Here is a 16,791-nt window from a genome sequence, read left to right as displayed (position 1 = left end):
CGGCCTGCGTCGTGGCCGGCGCGGCCGTGTCCGGCCCGGCGTACGCCGCGCCCGTCCTGCTGTCGCAGGGCAAAGCCGCGACGGCCTCGTCCGTCGAGAACGCGTCCACCCCCGCGTCCGCCGCCGTCGACGGGAACACCGGCACCCGCTGGTCCAGCGGATTCGGTGACCCGCAGTGGCTCCAGATCGACCTCGGAACCACCGCGACGCTGAGCCAGGTCGTCCTCAACTGGGAGGCCGCCTACGCCACCGCGTTCAAAATCCAGGTGTCCGGCGACGCCTCCACCTGGACCGACCTCTACTCCACCACCACCGGAACCGGCGGCACCCAGACCCTCACCGTCACCGGCTCGGGCCGGTACGTCCGCCTCAACGGAACCGCCCGCGCCACCGCGTACGGCTACTCACTGTGGGAGTTCCAGGTCTACGGCACCACGTCGAGCGGCGGGTGCGGCACGGCCGACGCCGCCCAGGGCAGGCCCGCGACGGCCTCGTCCACCGAGAACGCGTCCACCCCCGCGTCCGCCGCCGTCGACGGGAACACCGGCACCCGCTGGTCCAGCGCCGCCGCCGATCCCCAGTGGCTCCAGGTGGACCTCGGCTCGGCCAAGGCGATCTGCGCCGTCGTGCTGAGCTGGGAGGCCGCCTACGCCACCGCGTTCAAGATCCAGGTGTCCGGCGACGCCTCCACCTGGACCGACGTCTACTCCACCACCACCGGAACAGGCGGCACCCAGACCCTCACCGTCACCGGCACCGGCCGGTACGTCCGCCTCAACGGAACCGCCCGCGCCACCGCGTACGGCTACTCGCTGTGGGAGTTCGCGGTCCGCACGAGCGGCGGCGGCACCACCGACCCGCCGCCGACCGGCACGCCGATCTCGGCGTACAAGCAGGTGACGGCCTCGTCCTGGGAGGGCGGCAACGCTCCGGCGGCGGCGCTCGACGGGCGTACGACGACCCGCTGGTCGAGCCAGTACTCCGACGACCAGTGGCTGCGGGTGGACCTCGGCGGCGCCGGGCACATCACCGGCGTCACGCTCAACTGGGAGTCGGCCTACGCCACCGGCTACCGGATCGAGGTGTCCGCCAACGGCACGTCGTGGACGCCGATCCACACCACGACCAGCGGCAGGGGCGGCGTCGAGAACCTGAACGTCACCGGCGACGGCCGCTACGTCCGCTTCGTCGGCACGGCCCGGGCCACCGGCTACGGCTACTCGCTGTGGGAGTTCCAGGTCTTCGGCACCGTCGACACGGCGGCCACGACCGCACCCCTGCTGTCCCCGCCGACCAGGGCCCCGGCGACCACCGGCCAGTTCGCGCTGTCCGCCCCCGCCGACAAGGCCATGATCACCGACACCCGGCGGCCGGCGTTCACCTGGGCGGCGGTCTCCGGCGCGGTGCGCTACGAGGTCTGGCTGAACGTCAGCCGCACCGACTACGACTTCACCGCCCCGGGCAACCTGATCGACCTCTACACCAAGGTCGCCGAGCCGACCGGCACGAGTTACACACCTGACTGGGACATCCCCGACCGGTGGACGTACAAGTGGTTCGTCGTCGCGGTGAGCGGGTCGGGCGCGAGGACGACGTCGAACATCCGCGCCTTCAGCCTCTACCTGCCCGACGCCGAGCAGGTCGCCGACGGCGTGGCGGTCGTCAACGGCGCCCGCGACCTCAACAAGAACGGGACGATCGAGCCGTACGAGAACTGGCGGCTGCCCGTGGAAACCCGGGTCAGCGACCTGCTCGGCAGGATGACGCCGGAAGAGAAGGCCTACCAGATGTTCTACAACGCCCAGAGCTACCCGCTCTCGGGCTGGCACTTCGGCCCCGCGTTGCCGAACGACCTGCACGCCGTGCTGCTGAACGCGTCCGGGACCCGGCTCGGCATCCCGCCGGTCTCGGCCGGCGACACCATCGCCGGATACCAGACCACCTATCCGCTGCAGAGCGCGCTCGCGGCGGGCAAGGACTACGCGCTCGACTACAAGCTCGGCGACATGCAGCGCCGCGAGGAGCTGGAGGTCGGGGCGCGCGGCGTGCTCGGCCCGCTCGCCGAGGTCGGCACCAAGGTCCTGTATCCCCGCATCCAGGAGGGCAACGGCGAGAACGCCGACGTCGCCGCCGCCCAGGTCCGCGCGCTGGTGGCCGGGCTGCAGGGCGGCCCCGAGCTCAACCCCGCCTCCGTGCTGGCGACCGTCAAGCACTGGCCAGGCGAGGGCGCGGGCGGCGAGGCGGGGATCACCTACGACGCGGTGACGATCAAGTACCACATGATCCCGTTCAGGGCCGCGATGGAGGCCGGCGCCGTCAACATCATGCCGGGCTACGCCGGGAGCTCCTACCTCGACCCGGGCGGGTCGGGTGCGGGCGACAGCAAGCCGATCCTCGACTACCTGAGGAACAACCTCGGCTACACCGGCCTCATCACCACCGACTGGCTGCCGTCCTCGGTCTGGGTCAAGGCCGCGAACGCCGGCTCGGACGTGATGGGCGGCGCCGACCCCGGAGCCACCGGGTTCACGATGGCGACCTTCCTCGCCAATGTGCCGATGGCGCGGATCAACGACGCGGTGACCCGGATCCTGCGCCTGAAGTTCACACTCGGCGTGTTCGAGCGCCCGTACGGCGACCCGGTGAACGGTCCCTACCGGTTCCACCAGCCGTCGTACGTCGCGCTCGCCAACCAGGCCGCCCGGCAGTCCGTCACGCTGCTCAAGAACAACGGCGTGCTGCCGCTGAAGCTCAAGGCGGGCGACAACGTCGTGGTCACCGGTCCGCGGGCCACCGACGGATCGGCCTGCTGCATCTGGACGAGCTTCTTCCACCAGGAGTACGGCTCGCAGACCCTGCTGGACGCGGTCAGGGCGCGGGCGGCCACGACGGGCGTCAACGTTCACCAGGACACCGGTCCCTCCCCCAAGCTCGCGATCGTGGCCGTCGGCGAGCCGACCTACACCCACGCCACCGCCTGGGTGAAGGAGCAGCCGCAGCTGCCCGCCGACCAGCTGGCCGTCATCCAGAACTTCAAGAACCAGGGCATTCCGGTGGTCGTCGTGCTCACCCTCCCCCGGCCCATCGTCATCAGCGAGTGGAACGGCCTGGCCGACGCCATCGTGGTGACGTACCGGGGCGGTGAGGAGGTCGGACCGGCCACGGCGAGCCTCCTGTTCGGCGACTACACGCCGCGCGGTCGCCTGCCGTGGCAGCTGCCGCGCAGTCTCGACCAGGTCCTCAGACCGGGAGGCGGCGACGTGCTCGCCGACGCCGTCGAGGACTGGAACATTCCCTACGACCTGGGCGCCACCGCCGCCCAGCGGTCGGAGATCCGGGCCCGCATCGACGCGGGCCAGACCGTCCCCCCCACCTACGGCAACCCCCTCTACCCGTACGGCGCCGGCCTGCAGGGCTGGTCGTGACGCCGGCCTCACACTGAGGTCGGCAGCGGCCCGCCGTGCCAGGCCATCGCGTCGCCGAAGGCGGCGAGGAGATCCACCTCGCCGCCTTCGGCCTCGGCGTAGGCGCGGTGCAGGTTGAGCACCAGGCGCTCGGCGTCCGCCCATCCGGCGAACTCGCCCAGACCGGCCGCCCGCGCGGCGGCCAGCGGGGTGAGCCCGTTCTCCCGTCCCGCCCGGGCGACGTCGAGGACGAAGCGGTAGTACCGCTCGTGCGCCGCCAGCACCTCCGGCAGCTCAGCGGCGGTGGCGAGCGGCCCGTGTCCCGGCACGACGTGCTCGGGTTCGAAGGCGGCCAGCCAGTCCAGCGACCGCAACGCTCCCTCGACCGACCCCATCAGCACCAGCGGGGTGAGCCCGTTGAACAGCAGGTCCCCCGCGAACAGCACGCGTTCGCCCGGAAGCCACGCCACCACGTCCCCTGAGGTGTGAGCGGCGTGGCCGGGGTGCCACAACTCGACGCGGCGCGCTCCCAGATGGACGGTCAGCCCGGAGGTGAACACCACCGACGGCGGGCGGCGCGTCACGTGTCCCCAGTCGGGCACCGGCGTCCATATCGGCGGACACCCGTCGATGAGCGGATCGGCCAGCAACGCCTCTCTCATCGCCGTGTGCCCGAAGACGACCGTGTCGTCCGGTAGCAGGCTGTTGCCGTAGCAGTGGTCCCCGTGCTGGTGGGTGTTCACCGCCATCCGGACCGGGGCGTCGCCGGTCGCCGCGGCGACCGCGCCGAGGAACCGCCGGGTGCGTGTCTCGGTCGCGCAGGTGTCGACGATCAGGAGGCCGTCGTCGCCTGCCACGGCTCCCGCGTTGTTCAGCCACCAGGTGCCGTCCGGCTGCACCCACGCGAAGACCCCCCGCTCCACCTCGTGCAACCGTGCTTCGCCGGTCCGCTCCACCACGCTCACCATTCCTCCCTCGTCCGGGGTCCTGCCCCACGGACCCTACCGACGAGACGACCGAGGCCGGGGTCGATGTCGGGATGATCACGCGCATACGCGGCCTCCGGGCCGAATTCCACTTTTCCGCGATTTCGAAATTGGTGCGAAATGTTTTCTCCTCGACAATGCCGATCACCGTCTTGACAATGTCGGTCACGGTCGGTACTGCTCGACCCGAAAGGTGTGCGGACTTTTCGCGCTCAGACCGTGAGCACGATCTTGCCGACATGAATGCCGGACTCCATGTGCCGGTGGGCCTTCGCGACCTCCTCCAGTGGGAACAGGCGATCCACCACCGGGCGGAAGACGCCCGTACGCAGGCCCGAGGCCACGAAGGCGACCGCGCGGCGCAGTCGCTCGGGGTCCTTGGTGATCTCCAGCACCGTGAACGTACGCATGTTGAGCGCGGGCATGCCCAGGTCGAATCCCGGATAGGGCGTCGGCTGCCCGCTCTGCGCACCCCACAGGAGCAACGTCCCGCCGGGCGCGACGACCCTGGCGAGCTCCGTCACTCCCGATCCGGCGACGGCGTCGAACACGTGCCCGGCACCCCTACCCTCGGTCAGCTCCAGCACGCGCCCCGCGACGTCCTCCTCGTCGGAGACGACGACCTCGGCCGCGCCCTCCTCGATCAGCCGCCGCCTCTTGGCACGGGTGCGGGTGACGGCGATCGGGGTGGCGCCGACGCGGCCTGCCGTGTGGATCGCGGCCAGGCCGACGCTGCTGGACGCCGCGGTGATCACCACTGCGTCGCCCGCCCGTATCCCGGCCACCTCCACCATCGCGCCGTAAGCCGTGAGATAGGGCATCCACACCGCCGCGCCGGACACGGCGTCCACCCCGTCCGGACGGGACAGCAGCGCGGACGCCGGCACGATCGCCCGCTCGGCGTACACGCCGTAGTCGTTCTGCGAGAAGAAGCCCGGCAGGACGCTGACCGGCCGGCCCTCCGCGAACCCGGCCACACCTGGGCCGGCCGCCTCCACGACACCGGCGGCCTCGGTGCCGAGCCTCGCGGGCAGGCGCTTGACCGGCTCGATGTACCGGTCGCTCCGGAACAGGATCTCGGCCCTGTTGACGCCGATCGCGTCCACCCGGATCCGCACCTCGCCCGGCCCCGGTTCGCCGGGCTCCAGGTCGTCCAGCCGCAGCACCTCGGGCCCGCCGATCTCGTGGAACCGCACCGTCCTGGCCATGTCGTCCTCCGCTCGTCGTGATCGCGGTTCACTGTGCGGCAGAAGTACGATCGCTGTCAAACTTCGATGCATGTCGTACTATTGGCTCCGTGGGACGCACGCCGCAGCATCCATTGGTGTCGCAGTTCGACCTCCAGCAGGTGCTGGAGGCCCTCGTCGACCCGGTACGCCGCAGCATCGTCGCGCAGCTCGACGCCTCCGGCGTGGACATCCCCTGCGGCGGCTTCGACATCCCGGTCGGCAAGTCCACAGCCACCCATCACTTCACCGTGCTGCGCGAGGCGGGCCTGATCCGGCAGTACTACGTGGGAACCTCACGGATGAACTCCCTGCGCCGCGCCGACATGGACGAGGCGTTCCCCGGCCTGCTCGACGCGGTCACCCGTCATCCGGAGAGAAAGGCCTCGCACTCCGCGACGCCTACCGGGTGAAAGTTTCACCACGGCGCACTCTTCCCTGAACGCACTCGGCCTTTCTTGACAATGGCACATCACTCGCCGATATAGGCCGATCAGGGAGATCCTTTCTTTTCCGGCAGGACGGCGTAGCAGACGTTCATTGACGCGCCACCGGTGATTCACCTATTGTTCCGCACGGGTTGTCGAAAGTTTCTATCGATGCTCGAAACTTTCGAAACCCTCCGCGGACCCCTGCGAGGAAGCGGGTGGTGCCCTGCCCGTCCCGGCTGCGAATCAGGAGGAACGACCGTGCTGTCCCAGCTCGTTCTGTTCGCGATCGACATCTGCGCAGTGGTGTTGCTCGTCTTCGGGCTCTATTTCCCCCGGCACCGCCGACGCGACCTGGTCGTGTCCTTCCTCGGGGTCAACATCGGCGTCCTCGCTGTGGCGAGTGCGTTGAACGCCACCGACACGGGCGCCGGGCTCGGGCTGGGGATGGCGTTGTTCGGCGTGCTGTCCATCATCCGTCTGCGCTCGACCGAGCTCGACCAGCACGAGGTCGCGTACTACTTCTCCGCCCTCGCCCTGGGGATCCTCGGCGCCCTGAGCACCACCTCGGTGTGGCTCAGCGGCGGCCTGATGGCGCTCATCCTCGTGGTGATGTTCCTCGGCGACCACCGGCGGCTGTTCCGGCACTACCGGCACCAGATCCTGGTGCTCGACTCGGCCTTCACCGACCACGTCGCGCTCGTCGCGCACCTGGAACAACTGCTCGACGCCCGGGTGCACGCCGTCACCGTCCAACGGCTCGACCTGGTCAACGAGACCACCGTGGTCGACGTCCGCTACGCGCGGACCGACCGCGCGCTGATCACCGAATCCGGCGCACCCGCACCCGCCGGAGCGCGCCGATGACCACGACACCCATCGGGGCGGCCCTGGCGCGGCTGGCCCCTGTCGGGCTCGCCGAGCTCGTCGAGCGGGCCGCGCTGCAGACCCGGGTGGACCGCAAGTATCTGGTTCCGGCGGAGTCCCTGCCCCTTCTGCTGGAACGGCTCGTGCCGTACGCCCAGGTGCTGGACATCGACGGCGAACGCGGCTTCCGCTACCGGTCGGTGTATTTCGACACCTCGCAACTGGTCAGCTACCACCGCGCGGCGCAGCGCAGGCGGCGGCGTTTCAAGGTGCGCACCCGCACCTATCTCGACTCCGCCCAGTGCTGGCTGGAAGTCAAGATCAATGGGGCGCGGGGAAGCATCACCAAACACCGGCTGCCCTATCACCCCGGGGACTGCGACACCGTGGACCCGGGGCGCGACTTCGTCGACGGGGCCCTCGCCCGCGAGTCGATCGGTCCCGCCCCCGGGAGCCGCCTCGACCCGATCCTGGTGACCGAGTACCGCCGCGCCACCCTGCTGCTGCCGGACACCGCCAGCCGGGTCACCGTCGACACCGCACTGGCCTGGCGGCACGGCGACGCCACGCTGTGGCTGCCCGGCCTGGCCGTGGTCGAGACCAAGACCGCCTCGGCCGCCACACTGGTCGACCGCATGCTGTGGCGTGCGGGCATGAGACCCGCCCGCATCTCCAAGTACGCCACCGGCCTGGCCGCCCTCCGCCCCGACCTGCCCGACGGGCCGTGGCGGCGGACGCTGCGCCGCCATTTCCACGGCGCGGCGTCGCCGGTCGGTCCCACACTCTCCCCCCTCCCCGAACAGGAGGCATCGTGCGTCTGACCCTCCGCAGCACCGGCGCGGCCGCCGCCCGCCGCGTCACGAGGGCCGCGGTCGCCGCCGTGGTCCTCGCGGGACTGCTCAACGCGTACCCGTCGCCGGCCGACGCCGAATCGGCGTCCGGCGCCCGGCCGGCCGGACGCGTCGCGAGCGCCGCCACGTCCGCCGCCACCTCCGCCTCCACGTCGGCAGCCGCGTCCGCCGCGGCGGACGACCTGACGGGCGACATCGTCTTCTCCGTGCCGAGCGGCACCTTCCAGGGCCAGGTGTCGGTGTCGCTGAGCACCGCGGTCAGCGGCGCGCAGATCCGCTACACCACCGACGGAACGCCGCCCACCGCGCAGTCGGCGCTCTATCAGGGCACACCGGTGCAATTCACCCGCACGACTCAGTTGCGGGCACAGGCATTCGCCGGCGGCGCGGCGTCCGGCAGGCCCGGCACGGCCATGTACGTCGCCCGCAACACCACCACGGCCCACGACCTGCCGGTGGTCCTGATCGACTCGTACGGCAAGGGCAAGCCCGGCCGGGATTACCTCGACGCCGCCACCATGATCTTCGAGCCGGGCGGCGGAGCGACGACGTCGCTGGCCGCGGCCCCGGCGGTCGCCACCCGCTCCGGATTCCACCTGCGGGGACAGTCGTCGGCCAGCTTCGAGAAGGCGCCGTACCGCCTCGAGTTCCGGGACAACGACAACGACGACGCCGACTACCCGGTGCTGGGGATGCCCGCCGACTCCGACTGGGTGCTGCGCGGGCCGTTCCCCGACAAGTCGCTGATCCGTGAGGCCCTGGTCTACGACCTCGGCAAGGAGATGGGGCTGAAGGTTCCCCGGTATCGGTTCGTGGAGCTCTACGTGAACGGCGACGCGGGTCCGGTCGGCTCCGACGACTACATGGGCGTCTACCTGCTCACCGAGACGATCAAGAACAGCAAGAACCGTCTCGACCTGAAGAAGCTGGACGAGGACGACACGAGCCTGCCGAAGATCACGGGCGGGTACATCTTCAAGTTCGAGTGGATGGCCGCGGAGGAGCCGACGCTGCCGTGCACCGGAGCGGCGGCCACCTGCTGGACCTACCTCGAAGTGGCCGACCCCTCGCCGCTGCAGCCGCAGCAGAAGGAATGGCTGCGGGGCCACATCCAGGAATTCCACAACGTGCTGCACTCGCAGAACTTCGCCGACCCGAACACGGGCTACCGGGCGTACATCGACGTGAACTCCTTCATCGACCAGCTCATCGTCTACGAGCTGAGCCGGAACATGGACGCCAACTATCGCAGCGCGTACTTCTACAAGGACCGCGACACCAAGATCTTCGCGGGCCCGCTGTGGGACTACGACCTCACCTTCGGCGTGGGCGGGTTCTTCCAGAACGACCAGGCCGCGGGCTGGCAGTACCAGCAGACCCGGCAGCCGGTCGCCAACGACTGGTTCACCCAGCTCATGCGGGATCCCGCCTTCGTCGACCAGGTCAAGTCGCGCTGGCAGACGCTGCGCCGCGGCCTGCTGTCCGACTCGGCCCTGCAGAGCAGGATGGATGCCCTCTCCGCGCCGCTGGCGAACGCGGCGCAGCGCAACTTCCAGCGCTGGCCGAACCTCACGACGCGGACCATCGGCTTCTTCAACACACCGACCGCCTCCACCTGGCAGGGGCAGGTGCAGTACCTGCGCGACTGGACGCTGCGCCGCGCCGCGTGGCTGGACTCGACGGCGGGGTGGGGCGGCCCGGTCACCTCGCCCAGCCCGAGTCCCTCGCCGAGCCCCTCCCCCAGCGTGTCGCCGAGCCCATCGCCGAGCCCATCGCCGAGCGCCAGTCCGAGTCGCTCGCCGAGCCCGTCGCCCAGCCCGTCGCCCAGCCCGTCTCCGTCCGGCGGGACGACCGGCGCGTGCTCGGCCACGATGCGGGTGGTGAACTCCTGGGCCGGCGGGTTCCAGGGTGAGGTCACGGTGCGCGCGGGCAACGCGGCGATCAACGGCTGGACCGTGAAGTGGACCTGGCCCGGTGGGCAAACCATCACCCAGCTGTGGGGAGGCCTGAGCTCCGGCTCCGGCTCGGCCGTGACGGTGCGCAACGAGACGTGGAACGGCTCGGTCTCGGCCAACGGGAGCACGACCTTCGGCTTCATCGGCAACGGCTCGTCGGCCACCCCGGCGGCCACCTGCACCAGCCCCTGACGAGGGACGCGGCCACCCGCATCAGCCCCTGACGGGGGACCTCGAGGTCCCGTTCCGGCCATCGGCCCGGACGGGACCTCGGCACGATCGCGGGACGCCTCAGCCGCCTCCGACGCACCGGGACACCAGCGCCGACATCACGGCGGGCGGCAGTGACGGATTGGCTGCGGCCGCCTCCCCCACCGCCTGGTCGTCGTCGGCGAGCAGCTCGACGACGAGCCGCGCCGCCACGTCCGCCGTCGTCCACAGCGCGAGCTCCGCGACGACCCCTATGTCGGCGTCCGCCGCGAGAGCCTCCGCCACGTCGGCCGGAAGACCGGGGCAGGCGGCCAGCCGCTCCCGGCGGCCGGGGTCCGGATCCGCCGCGAACAGGCGTGCCCACTCCGGACGGCCGGCTCCCACGGCGAGCAGTGCGAGCGCGGCGGACGGCTGCGCCACCGGATCGATGTCACCGGCCGTCAGCAGGCCCCGCTCCGCGAGCTCCACGGCACTGTCCTCGTCACGCGCGACCAGCGCCGCCGCCTGCTCGCGGGTCAGGTCCGCGCGCTCGGCCAGCCTGGCGGCGACGACCTCGTCCGCGGTCCTGACCAGCCGGTCCAGCAGATCGGACGGCAGGGCCGGATTGACCGCGAGGCCGTACAGGACATGGTCCACGGGGACATACTGCCCTGACCGTGATCACTCCGGCGTGGTCTCCGCGACACCGCCGAGAAGCCTCGGCACGCCTATCCGTGCCGCGGCCGTCGCCGCGGGCACAGCGTCACGCGTTCAGCTCTCCCCGGTGCCGACGTAGATCACCGCGTGCTTCACGGCGACGGGCGTCCACGGCACGATCACCACGGCGCCGTCGCGTTCGAAGACCCGCGCGTCCTCCCCGTCGGTGCCGTACTTCTGCGGCAACTCCGCCACCTCCGCCGCCTTGCCGGTGGCCGCGTCCAGGCGCACGAGCCGGGGAGGCAGATCGCGCCGGTCGCCGACTTCCAAGGCGAGCAGGCCGTGGTCGTCGGCGCGGACGAGAGTCAGCATCGTGGGCTTGGTGCCGGACGACTGCCACACCTGCCTGCCGGTCTTGAGGTCGAAGGCGAGCGCCTTGTCGCTCGACCGCGCCGCGCCCTTCACGTTCTCCGGGAAGGTCATGAGGTAGAGACGGTCGCCGTGCACGGCATAGCGGCGCTGCTCGAACATCCCGTTCACGAACGCCACGTTGTTCATCGCGAGCATGTCCACCTTGCCGGTCGTGAACTCGCTGACCTTGCCGCCCCGGTCGTCGAGGACGGTGAAGGTGTTCTTGTCGCCGTCCTCCTGACTGACGATCAGCGGGTCGGCCGACAGCATCGTGCTCATCAGGCGCAGCTCACCCGTCTTGTACTGCCACCCGGCCTTGCCGGTCTTCGGGTCGAGCGCCTGCACGACGCCGCCGGAGCCCTGGAAGGCGCAGTCGAGGAGCAGCGCCACACGGGTCGCCGCCGCGTTCACGTCCTTGATGTGGCAGCCGTCGGGCAACTGGTAGGTCCACTGCTTGCCGCCGTCGGACAGGCGGTAGCCGGACAGGACGCGGTTGGCGTACACCACGGCGATGTCGCCCGCGCTCATGATCTGCGGCACGACGAGCAGGTTGGCCAGCCGGGACTTCTCCGCCGGAATCTTGACCTTCCAACTGATCTTCCCTGTCGCGGTGTCGACGCCGGCCAGGTGGTCGCACAGCTGGTCGCTTCCGTACGCCACGGCGCCCTTGCCGCCGGCCAGGTCGGGAGTGGCGCCGCAGAGCTGGTCGCCGGGCGAGGGCGTGCCCCAGGCGCGCTTGCCCGAAGCCAGCTCGTAGGCGAGCACCCCGTCCCGCTGCACCCGCATCACGGTCTTGTCGCCGAGCCAGCTCGCGAACGCGAGCCCCTGGGTGAAGTCCATGCTGTCGGCGTTCGCGAGCGGGACGGACCACTCCTTCTCACCGCCGCCGCCGAGTCCGGTGCCGGAACCTCCGCCCGCGACGAACCAGGCGGTGCCCGCGCCCACCGCGAGCAGCACCACCAGCCCGAGCGCGACGAACAGCAGCGTTCTGCCTCTGCCTCCGGGCGCCTGCGGCTGTGGCGGGGAGCCTTGGGCGGGATGTGCCGGAGCGGCGTAACCCTGCTGGCCGGCGTAACCCTGGCCTGGGTAGCCCTGGCCTGGGTAGCCCCACTGCTGACCGGCGTAGCCCTGCTGATCCGGGTGCCAGGTCGCCTGGCCCTGCCCGGGCGGAATGGGGGCCGGAGCGGCCTGGCCCGGCTGCTGCTGTTCCCAGGGCTGCGGGTAGGGCGAACCGGGATACCCCTGCCCCGGCTGACCCTGAGCTGACTGGCCCGGCCCCGGGTACCCCTGACCCGCCTGGCCCTGACCCGGTTGCCCGTACGGTGCCGAGGCGCCGGGGGCGCCCGGGCCCCAGGTCGCGGCCTGGCCGGGCGGGCCGTAACCAGGAGGGCTTTGCGGGCCCGGCCCGGGCTGAGTCGGCGGGGCGGGCGCGCCCCACTGCCCCTGGCCACCAGGCTGACCGTACGCCTGCTGGCCGTAAGTTGGCTGGCCGTAGGTTGGCTGGCCGGACGCCGACTGACCGGGCGCGGGCTGCCCATAGGCCGGCTGGCCGTAGGCCGGCTGACCATACCCTGGTTGGCCGGGCGCGGGCTGGCCGTACGCCTGCTGGCCGGGCGCGGGCTGGCCCCACCCCCCTGCGTCACCCGGCTGTCCCTGGCCCGGGTTCGGCTGCTCCTGTCCGGTGGGGTACGGCGAGGGCGCGTTGGAGCCGATGTACGGGTCCCCGGCGTGCTGATCCGTCATGTCTCTCCCCGATCACGCGAGCTGGGAGCGGACGTAGCCCGCCCACTGCCGCTCGAAGCCCGCCTTCGTCACCCCGAGCGCCTGGAACAGGGCGGCCTCGCTGTCATCGCCGGACGCTCGGTAGGCCGCGACCACACCCTCGACCAGCTTCCGCTCGCCGTACTTCTCGGCGATGAATCGCATGGCCAGATGCCCCATGAGGTAGTTGGTGTTCGTCATCCCCTTGAAGTCCCAAAGAGCGTTGGTCGGCAGCGTGCCCTCGAAGGGCATGGCGAACCGCCCCTGCAGGTAGGCGCGGCCCTCCGGGAATCGCCGGTTCTCCCTGATCGGCCGGTCGCGGCCGGCCATGTACTCGGCGAAGCCCTCGACGATCCACTTCGACCTGCCGAGAAAGCTGAACTCCGCACTGTCGAGCCCGGCGATCAGCGAGTGCGCCAGCTCGTGCTCGGAAATCTCCAGGATTCCCTGCTCGTCCTTGAAGAACGCGGTGGTCGTGTCCATCACGACGCGGGTGCCGCCGACCTTCACCGTGTCGTCTCCGACCCCCCAGCTCGGCATCCCGATCGAGATGCCGGCCTCCTCCGCCTTGGCCGTACGGAACAGCCTGCCGAGCTGGGCCTGTCCCTCGACCAGCGCCACCACGAACCCGGTCGGCACGGCGGCGTTCGAATCCCCGTTCTTCCGCCAGAACGCGAGGCCGCCCGCGGCGGCGGCGGAGACCGTCGGCGCGACGCGCCGGGCCAGGGCGGCGTCCTGCGGCCTGGCGAGGACGAGGTTGCTCCCCGCCTTGACCACCGCGATGTCCGGCCAGATGTCCCACGGCCCCGGGTAGTACATGGTCTTCGACTCCTCGCCGCTGATCGTCGGCGGCGCGCCTGCCACCTTCGTCACGACGAGAGGCGCGTCCGGTGACGCCTTCTCGATGGTCCAGCGGTACCACTCGGCGACCGGACGCAGATCGATCCCGGTGAAGCGGTGGACGAACGCGACGTCCTGCGTGAACTTCACGCCCCGCCCGAAGCTGTCCTCGGCCCGGCCCTGGCGGCGCAGCACCTGATAGGACTTCTCGGCCAGCGGCATCTTGCGCAGGTTGGCGAAGACTCTCGCCTGACCGCGGACCAGAGCGGCGTTCCGCTTGTCGAAAATCGAGGTGAACGCCTTCGCGTCACCCGAGGCCAGCGCCTTGCTGTGCCCTTCGACCAGCTTGGCGATCTCCTCGTCCTTCACGACGACCGTGTTCGGGTCGGTGACGCCGTCACCCGTGGCATCGCCACCGGAGTCTCCGCCCCGCAGGACCAGGCCCACCCCCGCGCCCACCGCGACGACGAGGACGAGAGACACGACGCCGAGCGTCACCCACAACCCGCTCTTACGTACGGGAGGAGGAGGCGGAGGGGGTGACTGCCATTGCTGTGGTGGAGGACCGTACCCCCATTGCGGCTGAGGGGGAGCTGGAGTCTGCCACTGCGGCGGCTGAGGCGGATGCTGCTGATAACCGGGCCCCGTCGTCACTTCTGCCCCGCAATGATCACAGTTACCGAAAGGCGTAAATCGTACCAGTGGTCAAGAAGCGCCCACGGGCGCTTCCCCAAAGGCGCCATGGGCACTTCGATACGGCGTTTGACCAGGTGATTTGTCGCCTTCCAGCCGAATGCGCGGGGCCTTCACAGGGGTCCGCCGCCATTAGCGCGAACCGCCGGGTGCGGTACGCACCGAAGGTGGAACGATCCATTCTTATTGCGGCCGCCATATCGAATTGAACCGGTGATCACCTGAAGCCGAGCGTGTTCTTCGGGGTCGCGGAGCAGGACCGATCCGCTCAACGGCGGAACCCTCCGCACTGCGGCGGATGAACCGCGACGCCGCCGCCGACCGCCGATTCCCGATCCCCGATCCCCGATCCCCGATCCCCCCAGGCGAAGCGTCCCATTCGCACCGGAGCGAGACCGAGTAGGTTACGCCCATGTCTTTCCGGCTCACTCCTGGCGCATCGGGGGCCATCCGTCGTTTCGCGGGATGGGTCGCCCGGGGCACGGTCGGCCATCCCCTGCTCGACGGAATCGACTACTGGACCGAGTTGCGGGACTCGCCCTCCCAGATGGAAACCTGCTTCGCCATCTTCGCCAACGTCCTCGAACTCGACGACCGGGGAGAGCCCGTCAACGAGAAGTACGCCGAGCGCCGTGCCGCCACCTGGCTCTATCTGTACTGCACCGGAGAGCTTCCCCCCGGTGAGCCGGACCTTGAGCCGTGGGAGTGCGCGCTCCACTGACCCGGCATGACCGATACCGCTGACATGCGGGCGGTGGGATCGGCACGTCGACGCCGGCCGCGCCGGGCATAGGCAACCTGGTCACCGAGTGCGCCGCCCGCGGTGCCGGCCGTACGGTGCGACCGGCCAGTGGACGGAGCTCGGCGCTCGCCGAGGTCGCTCACCATGCCTGCCCCGCCTGCCGCTGACCGCCTGCCTCGGTCTGGACGAACCCACGATGTCCGGCCTCGTCGACCGCACCCAGCGCCGGGGCTGCTGACGCGCGGCGAGAACCCCGATGACGGCCGGGTCGTCGATGTGTACACATCCCCTGCCGGGCTCGAACTGGCCAAGCGGACGGAGGACGGCATGTGTCCCCCGCGCGAGCTACCGGCGAATGTCCACTGAGCGGTGACGATCTCGGACCGTCCGATCCGTAGCGTTACGACGCAGCCACGGCGCTCCGTCGCTTCCCGCCGCACCGCCGTGCGCGTGACTTCGTCATCGACTCCCTCACTGGAGGATTTCATGCTTGGCAGAATCAGGACATCCGCTGTGGCGGCGCTGTGCTGCACCGTGCTCGGCGTAGGGGTCGCCGGCTGCGGCGGCGACGCGCTGGAGAAATGGGACCCCTTGGCCTCCGCCACACGGACGCCCGACGCCACCCCGATCTCCGGGACAGAGAAGATCGATGTCGCGGGCCGGTCGGTGAACGTGTCCTGTTCGGGCGACCCGGAGAAGGGCAGGCCGGTCGTCATCCTGATGCACGGGGCGGGCGATGGGCTGGACAAGCTGGCCGACATCCAGAAGACGCTGAGCAAGCGGAACCGGGTCTGTTCCTACGACCGGCTCGGCTCGGGCGCGAGCGACCAGCCGGACGGCGCTCAGAGCTTCGCCGACACGGGCGGGATCCTGACCTCGGTGCTCGACCGCGTCGCCGGCGACAACCCGGTCGTCCTGGCCGGACACTCGCTGGGCGGGCTGATCGCCGCCAGGTACGCCCCCGAGCACCAGGACAGGGTCAAGGGGCTGGTCCTCATGGACGCCACCCCGCCCACCATGGCGCACGACATGGCGAAGGCGATCCCCGAGTCCGCCACGGGCCCGGCGGCGGAGTTGCGCGCACAGAACCTCGCGATATTCCAGGGCGAGAACCCGGAGAAGCTCGTCGTCCCCGACGGCAAGGTCCGTTCCGCCGGGAGCATCCCCGTGGAGGTGATCCAGCACGGGACGCCGTACCTCGCGGCCGTCCCCAAGTACGGGCCGCGTCTTGAGCAGGCGTGGGCCACGGGCCAGCGCAAGTGGCTCGCGCTGTCCAGCGACAGCAAGCTGACCACGGCCGCGAAAAGCGGCCACTACATCTACGTCGACCAGCCCGATGTCGCCGTGAAGGCCATCGAACGCGTCACCGCGCAGGCCGCACGTCAAGCGCATGGGGAGTGACCGGCGTCCCGGTGACTCGGGGTCGATTCCCGTCACGACCTCGCCGCGTCGAACAGGGGCCGGCGCAGCCAGGTGGTGAAGTAGTGGTCGCTCGGACGCGGGTCCCAGACCGTGTCGATGCTCAGCAGGGGAGAGGGAACGGGACCTTCTCGATCCGCAGGCCGACGAGCGTCCGCAGCGCAGAGGCGACCCGGTAGCTCAGGAGGGCGACCCCGCCCGCATCGCGTACACACATGTTCCACATGGCCCGACATGGATCACCCGCATGACCCGAGCCCTGTCGGCGCTCAGGCTGGAGCGAGGACGCAGAACTCGTTGCCCTCCGGGTCGGCGAGGACGATCCACGAGACGTCGCCCTGGCCGACGTCGGCGGGCCTCGC

The 16,791-nt window shown here is 70.6% G+C and carries 13 protein-coding genes; 7 read left to right on the top strand and 6 right to left on the bottom strand.

The annotated features are described in order from the left end of the window. The coding region (locus tag AB0J39_RS30330; RefSeq protein WP_363470933.1) for a discoidin domain-containing protein at positions 1-3,425 on the top strand (3,425 nt) is incomplete at its 5' end. 8 nt (positions 3,426-3,433) lie between these two features. Here AB0J39_RS30330 and AB0J39_RS30325 read toward each other — a convergent pair. After that, positions 3,434-4,372, bottom strand: coding sequence for an MBL fold metallo-hydrolase (locus AB0J39_RS30325; RefSeq protein ID WP_363470930.1), 939 nt, complete (start codon positions 4,370-4,372; stop codon positions 3,434-3,436). Between the two features lie 230 nt (positions 4,373-4,602). Then, complete coding sequence (locus tag AB0J39_RS30320) at positions 4,603-5,598, bottom strand: zinc-dependent alcohol dehydrogenase family protein (protein WP_363470927.1); 996 nt, start codon at positions 5,596-5,598, stop codon at positions 4,603-4,605. Between the two features lie 89 nt (positions 5,599-5,687). Here AB0J39_RS30320 and AB0J39_RS30315 point away from each other — a divergent pair, with 89 nt between their 5' ends. The 4 genes from AB0J39_RS30315 to AB0J39_RS30300 all read left to right on the top strand — a co-directional run bounded on the left by AB0J39_RS30315 (position 5,688) and on the right by AB0J39_RS30300 (position 9,909). Beyond that, a complete protein-coding gene (locus tag AB0J39_RS30315; RefSeq protein ID WP_363470925.1) occupies positions 5,688-6,029 on the top strand; it encodes a helix-turn-helix transcriptional regulator in 342 nt (113 codons plus the stop codon). Positions 6,030-6,305: 276 nt separating this feature from the next. Continuing rightward, positions 6,306-6,911, top strand: a complete 606-nt coding sequence (locus AB0J39_RS30310; RefSeq protein WP_363470922.1) for a DUF4956 domain-containing protein — start codon at positions 6,306-6,308, stop codon at positions 6,909-6,911. Next, the gene (locus AB0J39_RS30305; RefSeq protein ID WP_363470919.1) at positions 6,908-7,732 is read left to right on the top strand and encodes a polyphosphate polymerase domain-containing protein; all 825 of its coding nucleotides are present in this window, start codon (positions 6,908-6,910) and stop codon (positions 7,730-7,732) included. Before AB0J39_RS30310 ends, AB0J39_RS30305 begins: the two co-directional genes overlap by 4 nt. Then, the gene (locus AB0J39_RS30300) at positions 7,723-9,909 is read left to right on the top strand and encodes a CotH kinase family protein (protein ID WP_363470916.1); all 2,187 of its coding nucleotides are present in this window, start codon (positions 7,723-7,725) and stop codon (positions 9,907-9,909) included. The genes AB0J39_RS30305 and AB0J39_RS30300 overlap by 10 nt, the downstream gene beginning before the upstream one ends. 99 nt (positions 9,910-10,008) lie before the next feature. On the opposite strand, the gene AB0J39_RS30295 is transcribed toward AB0J39_RS30300, so the two are convergent. The 3 genes from AB0J39_RS30295 to AB0J39_RS30285 all read right to left on the bottom strand — a co-directional run bounded on the left by AB0J39_RS30295 (position 10,009) and on the right by AB0J39_RS30285 (position 14,058). Beyond that, positions 10,009-10,563 (bottom strand): hypothetical protein, encoded by a 555-nt coding sequence (locus AB0J39_RS30295; protein WP_363470913.1) that lies wholly within the window; start codon positions 10,561-10,563, stop codon positions 10,009-10,011. A gap of 114 nt (positions 10,564-10,677) precedes the next feature. After that, on the bottom strand, positions 10,678-12,717 hold the full coding sequence (locus tag AB0J39_RS30290) for a PQQ-binding-like beta-propeller repeat protein (protein WP_363470910.1): 2,040 nt from the start codon (positions 12,715-12,717) through the stop codon (positions 10,678-10,680). A 12-nt stretch (positions 12,718-12,729) separates the two neighbouring features. Beyond that, complete coding sequence (locus tag AB0J39_RS30285; protein WP_363470907.1) at positions 12,730-14,058, bottom strand: hypothetical protein; 1,329 nt, start codon at positions 14,056-14,058, stop codon at positions 12,730-12,732. Between the two features lie 622 nt (positions 14,059-14,680). On the opposite strand from AB0J39_RS30285, the gene AB0J39_RS30280 reads away from it, so the two are divergent. Then, on the top strand, positions 14,681-14,989 hold the full coding sequence (locus AB0J39_RS30280) for a hypothetical protein (protein WP_363470905.1): 309 nt from the start codon (positions 14,681-14,683) through the stop codon (positions 14,987-14,989). Between the two features lie 507 nt (positions 14,990-15,496). Continuing rightward, positions 15,497-16,411, top strand: coding sequence for an alpha/beta hydrolase (locus tag AB0J39_RS30275; RefSeq protein ID WP_363470902.1), 915 nt, complete (start codon positions 15,497-15,499; stop codon positions 16,409-16,411). A 287-nt stretch (positions 16,412-16,698) separates the two neighbouring features. Here the strand turns inward: AB0J39_RS30275 and AB0J39_RS30270 are convergent. Beyond that, on the bottom strand, positions 16,699-16,791 hold a 93-nt coding region (locus AB0J39_RS30270), incomplete at its 5' end, for a VOC family protein (protein WP_363470936.1).

The organism is Microbispora sp. NPDC049633 (genome assembly GCF_040675265.1).
Lineage (GTDB): Bacteria > Actinomycetota > Actinomycetes > Streptosporangiales > Streptosporangiaceae > Microbispora > Microbispora maris.
The sequence above is the reverse complement of the archived record's forward strand: the minus strand, read 5'-3'. Positions and strand labels throughout refer to the sequence as shown.

Excerpts from the sequence above, each read along its gene's own strand:
- AB0J39_RS30275 (WP_363470902.1), top strand. The coding sequence starts at position 15,497 with ATGCTTGGCAGAATCAGGACATCCGCTGTGGCGGCGCTGTGCTGCACC.
- AB0J39_RS30325 (WP_363470930.1), bottom strand. The coding sequence starts at position 4,372 with ATGGTGAGCGTGGTGGAGCGGACCGGCGAAGCACGGTTGCACGAGGTG.
- AB0J39_RS30290 (WP_363470910.1), bottom strand. The coding sequence starts at position 12,717 with ATGACGGATCAGCACGCCGGGGACCCGTACATCGGCTCCAACGCGCCC.
- AB0J39_RS30320 (WP_363470927.1), bottom strand. The coding sequence starts at position 5,598 with ATGGCCAGGACGGTGCGGTTCCACGAGATCGGCGGGCCCGAGGTGCTG.
- AB0J39_RS30305 (WP_363470919.1), top strand. The coding sequence starts at position 6,908 with ATGACCACGACACCCATCGGGGCGGCCCTGGCGCGGCTGGCCCCTGTC.
- AB0J39_RS30280 (WP_363470905.1), top strand. The coding sequence starts at position 14,681 with ATGTCTTTCCGGCTCACTCCTGGCGCATCGGGGGCCATCCGTCGTTTC.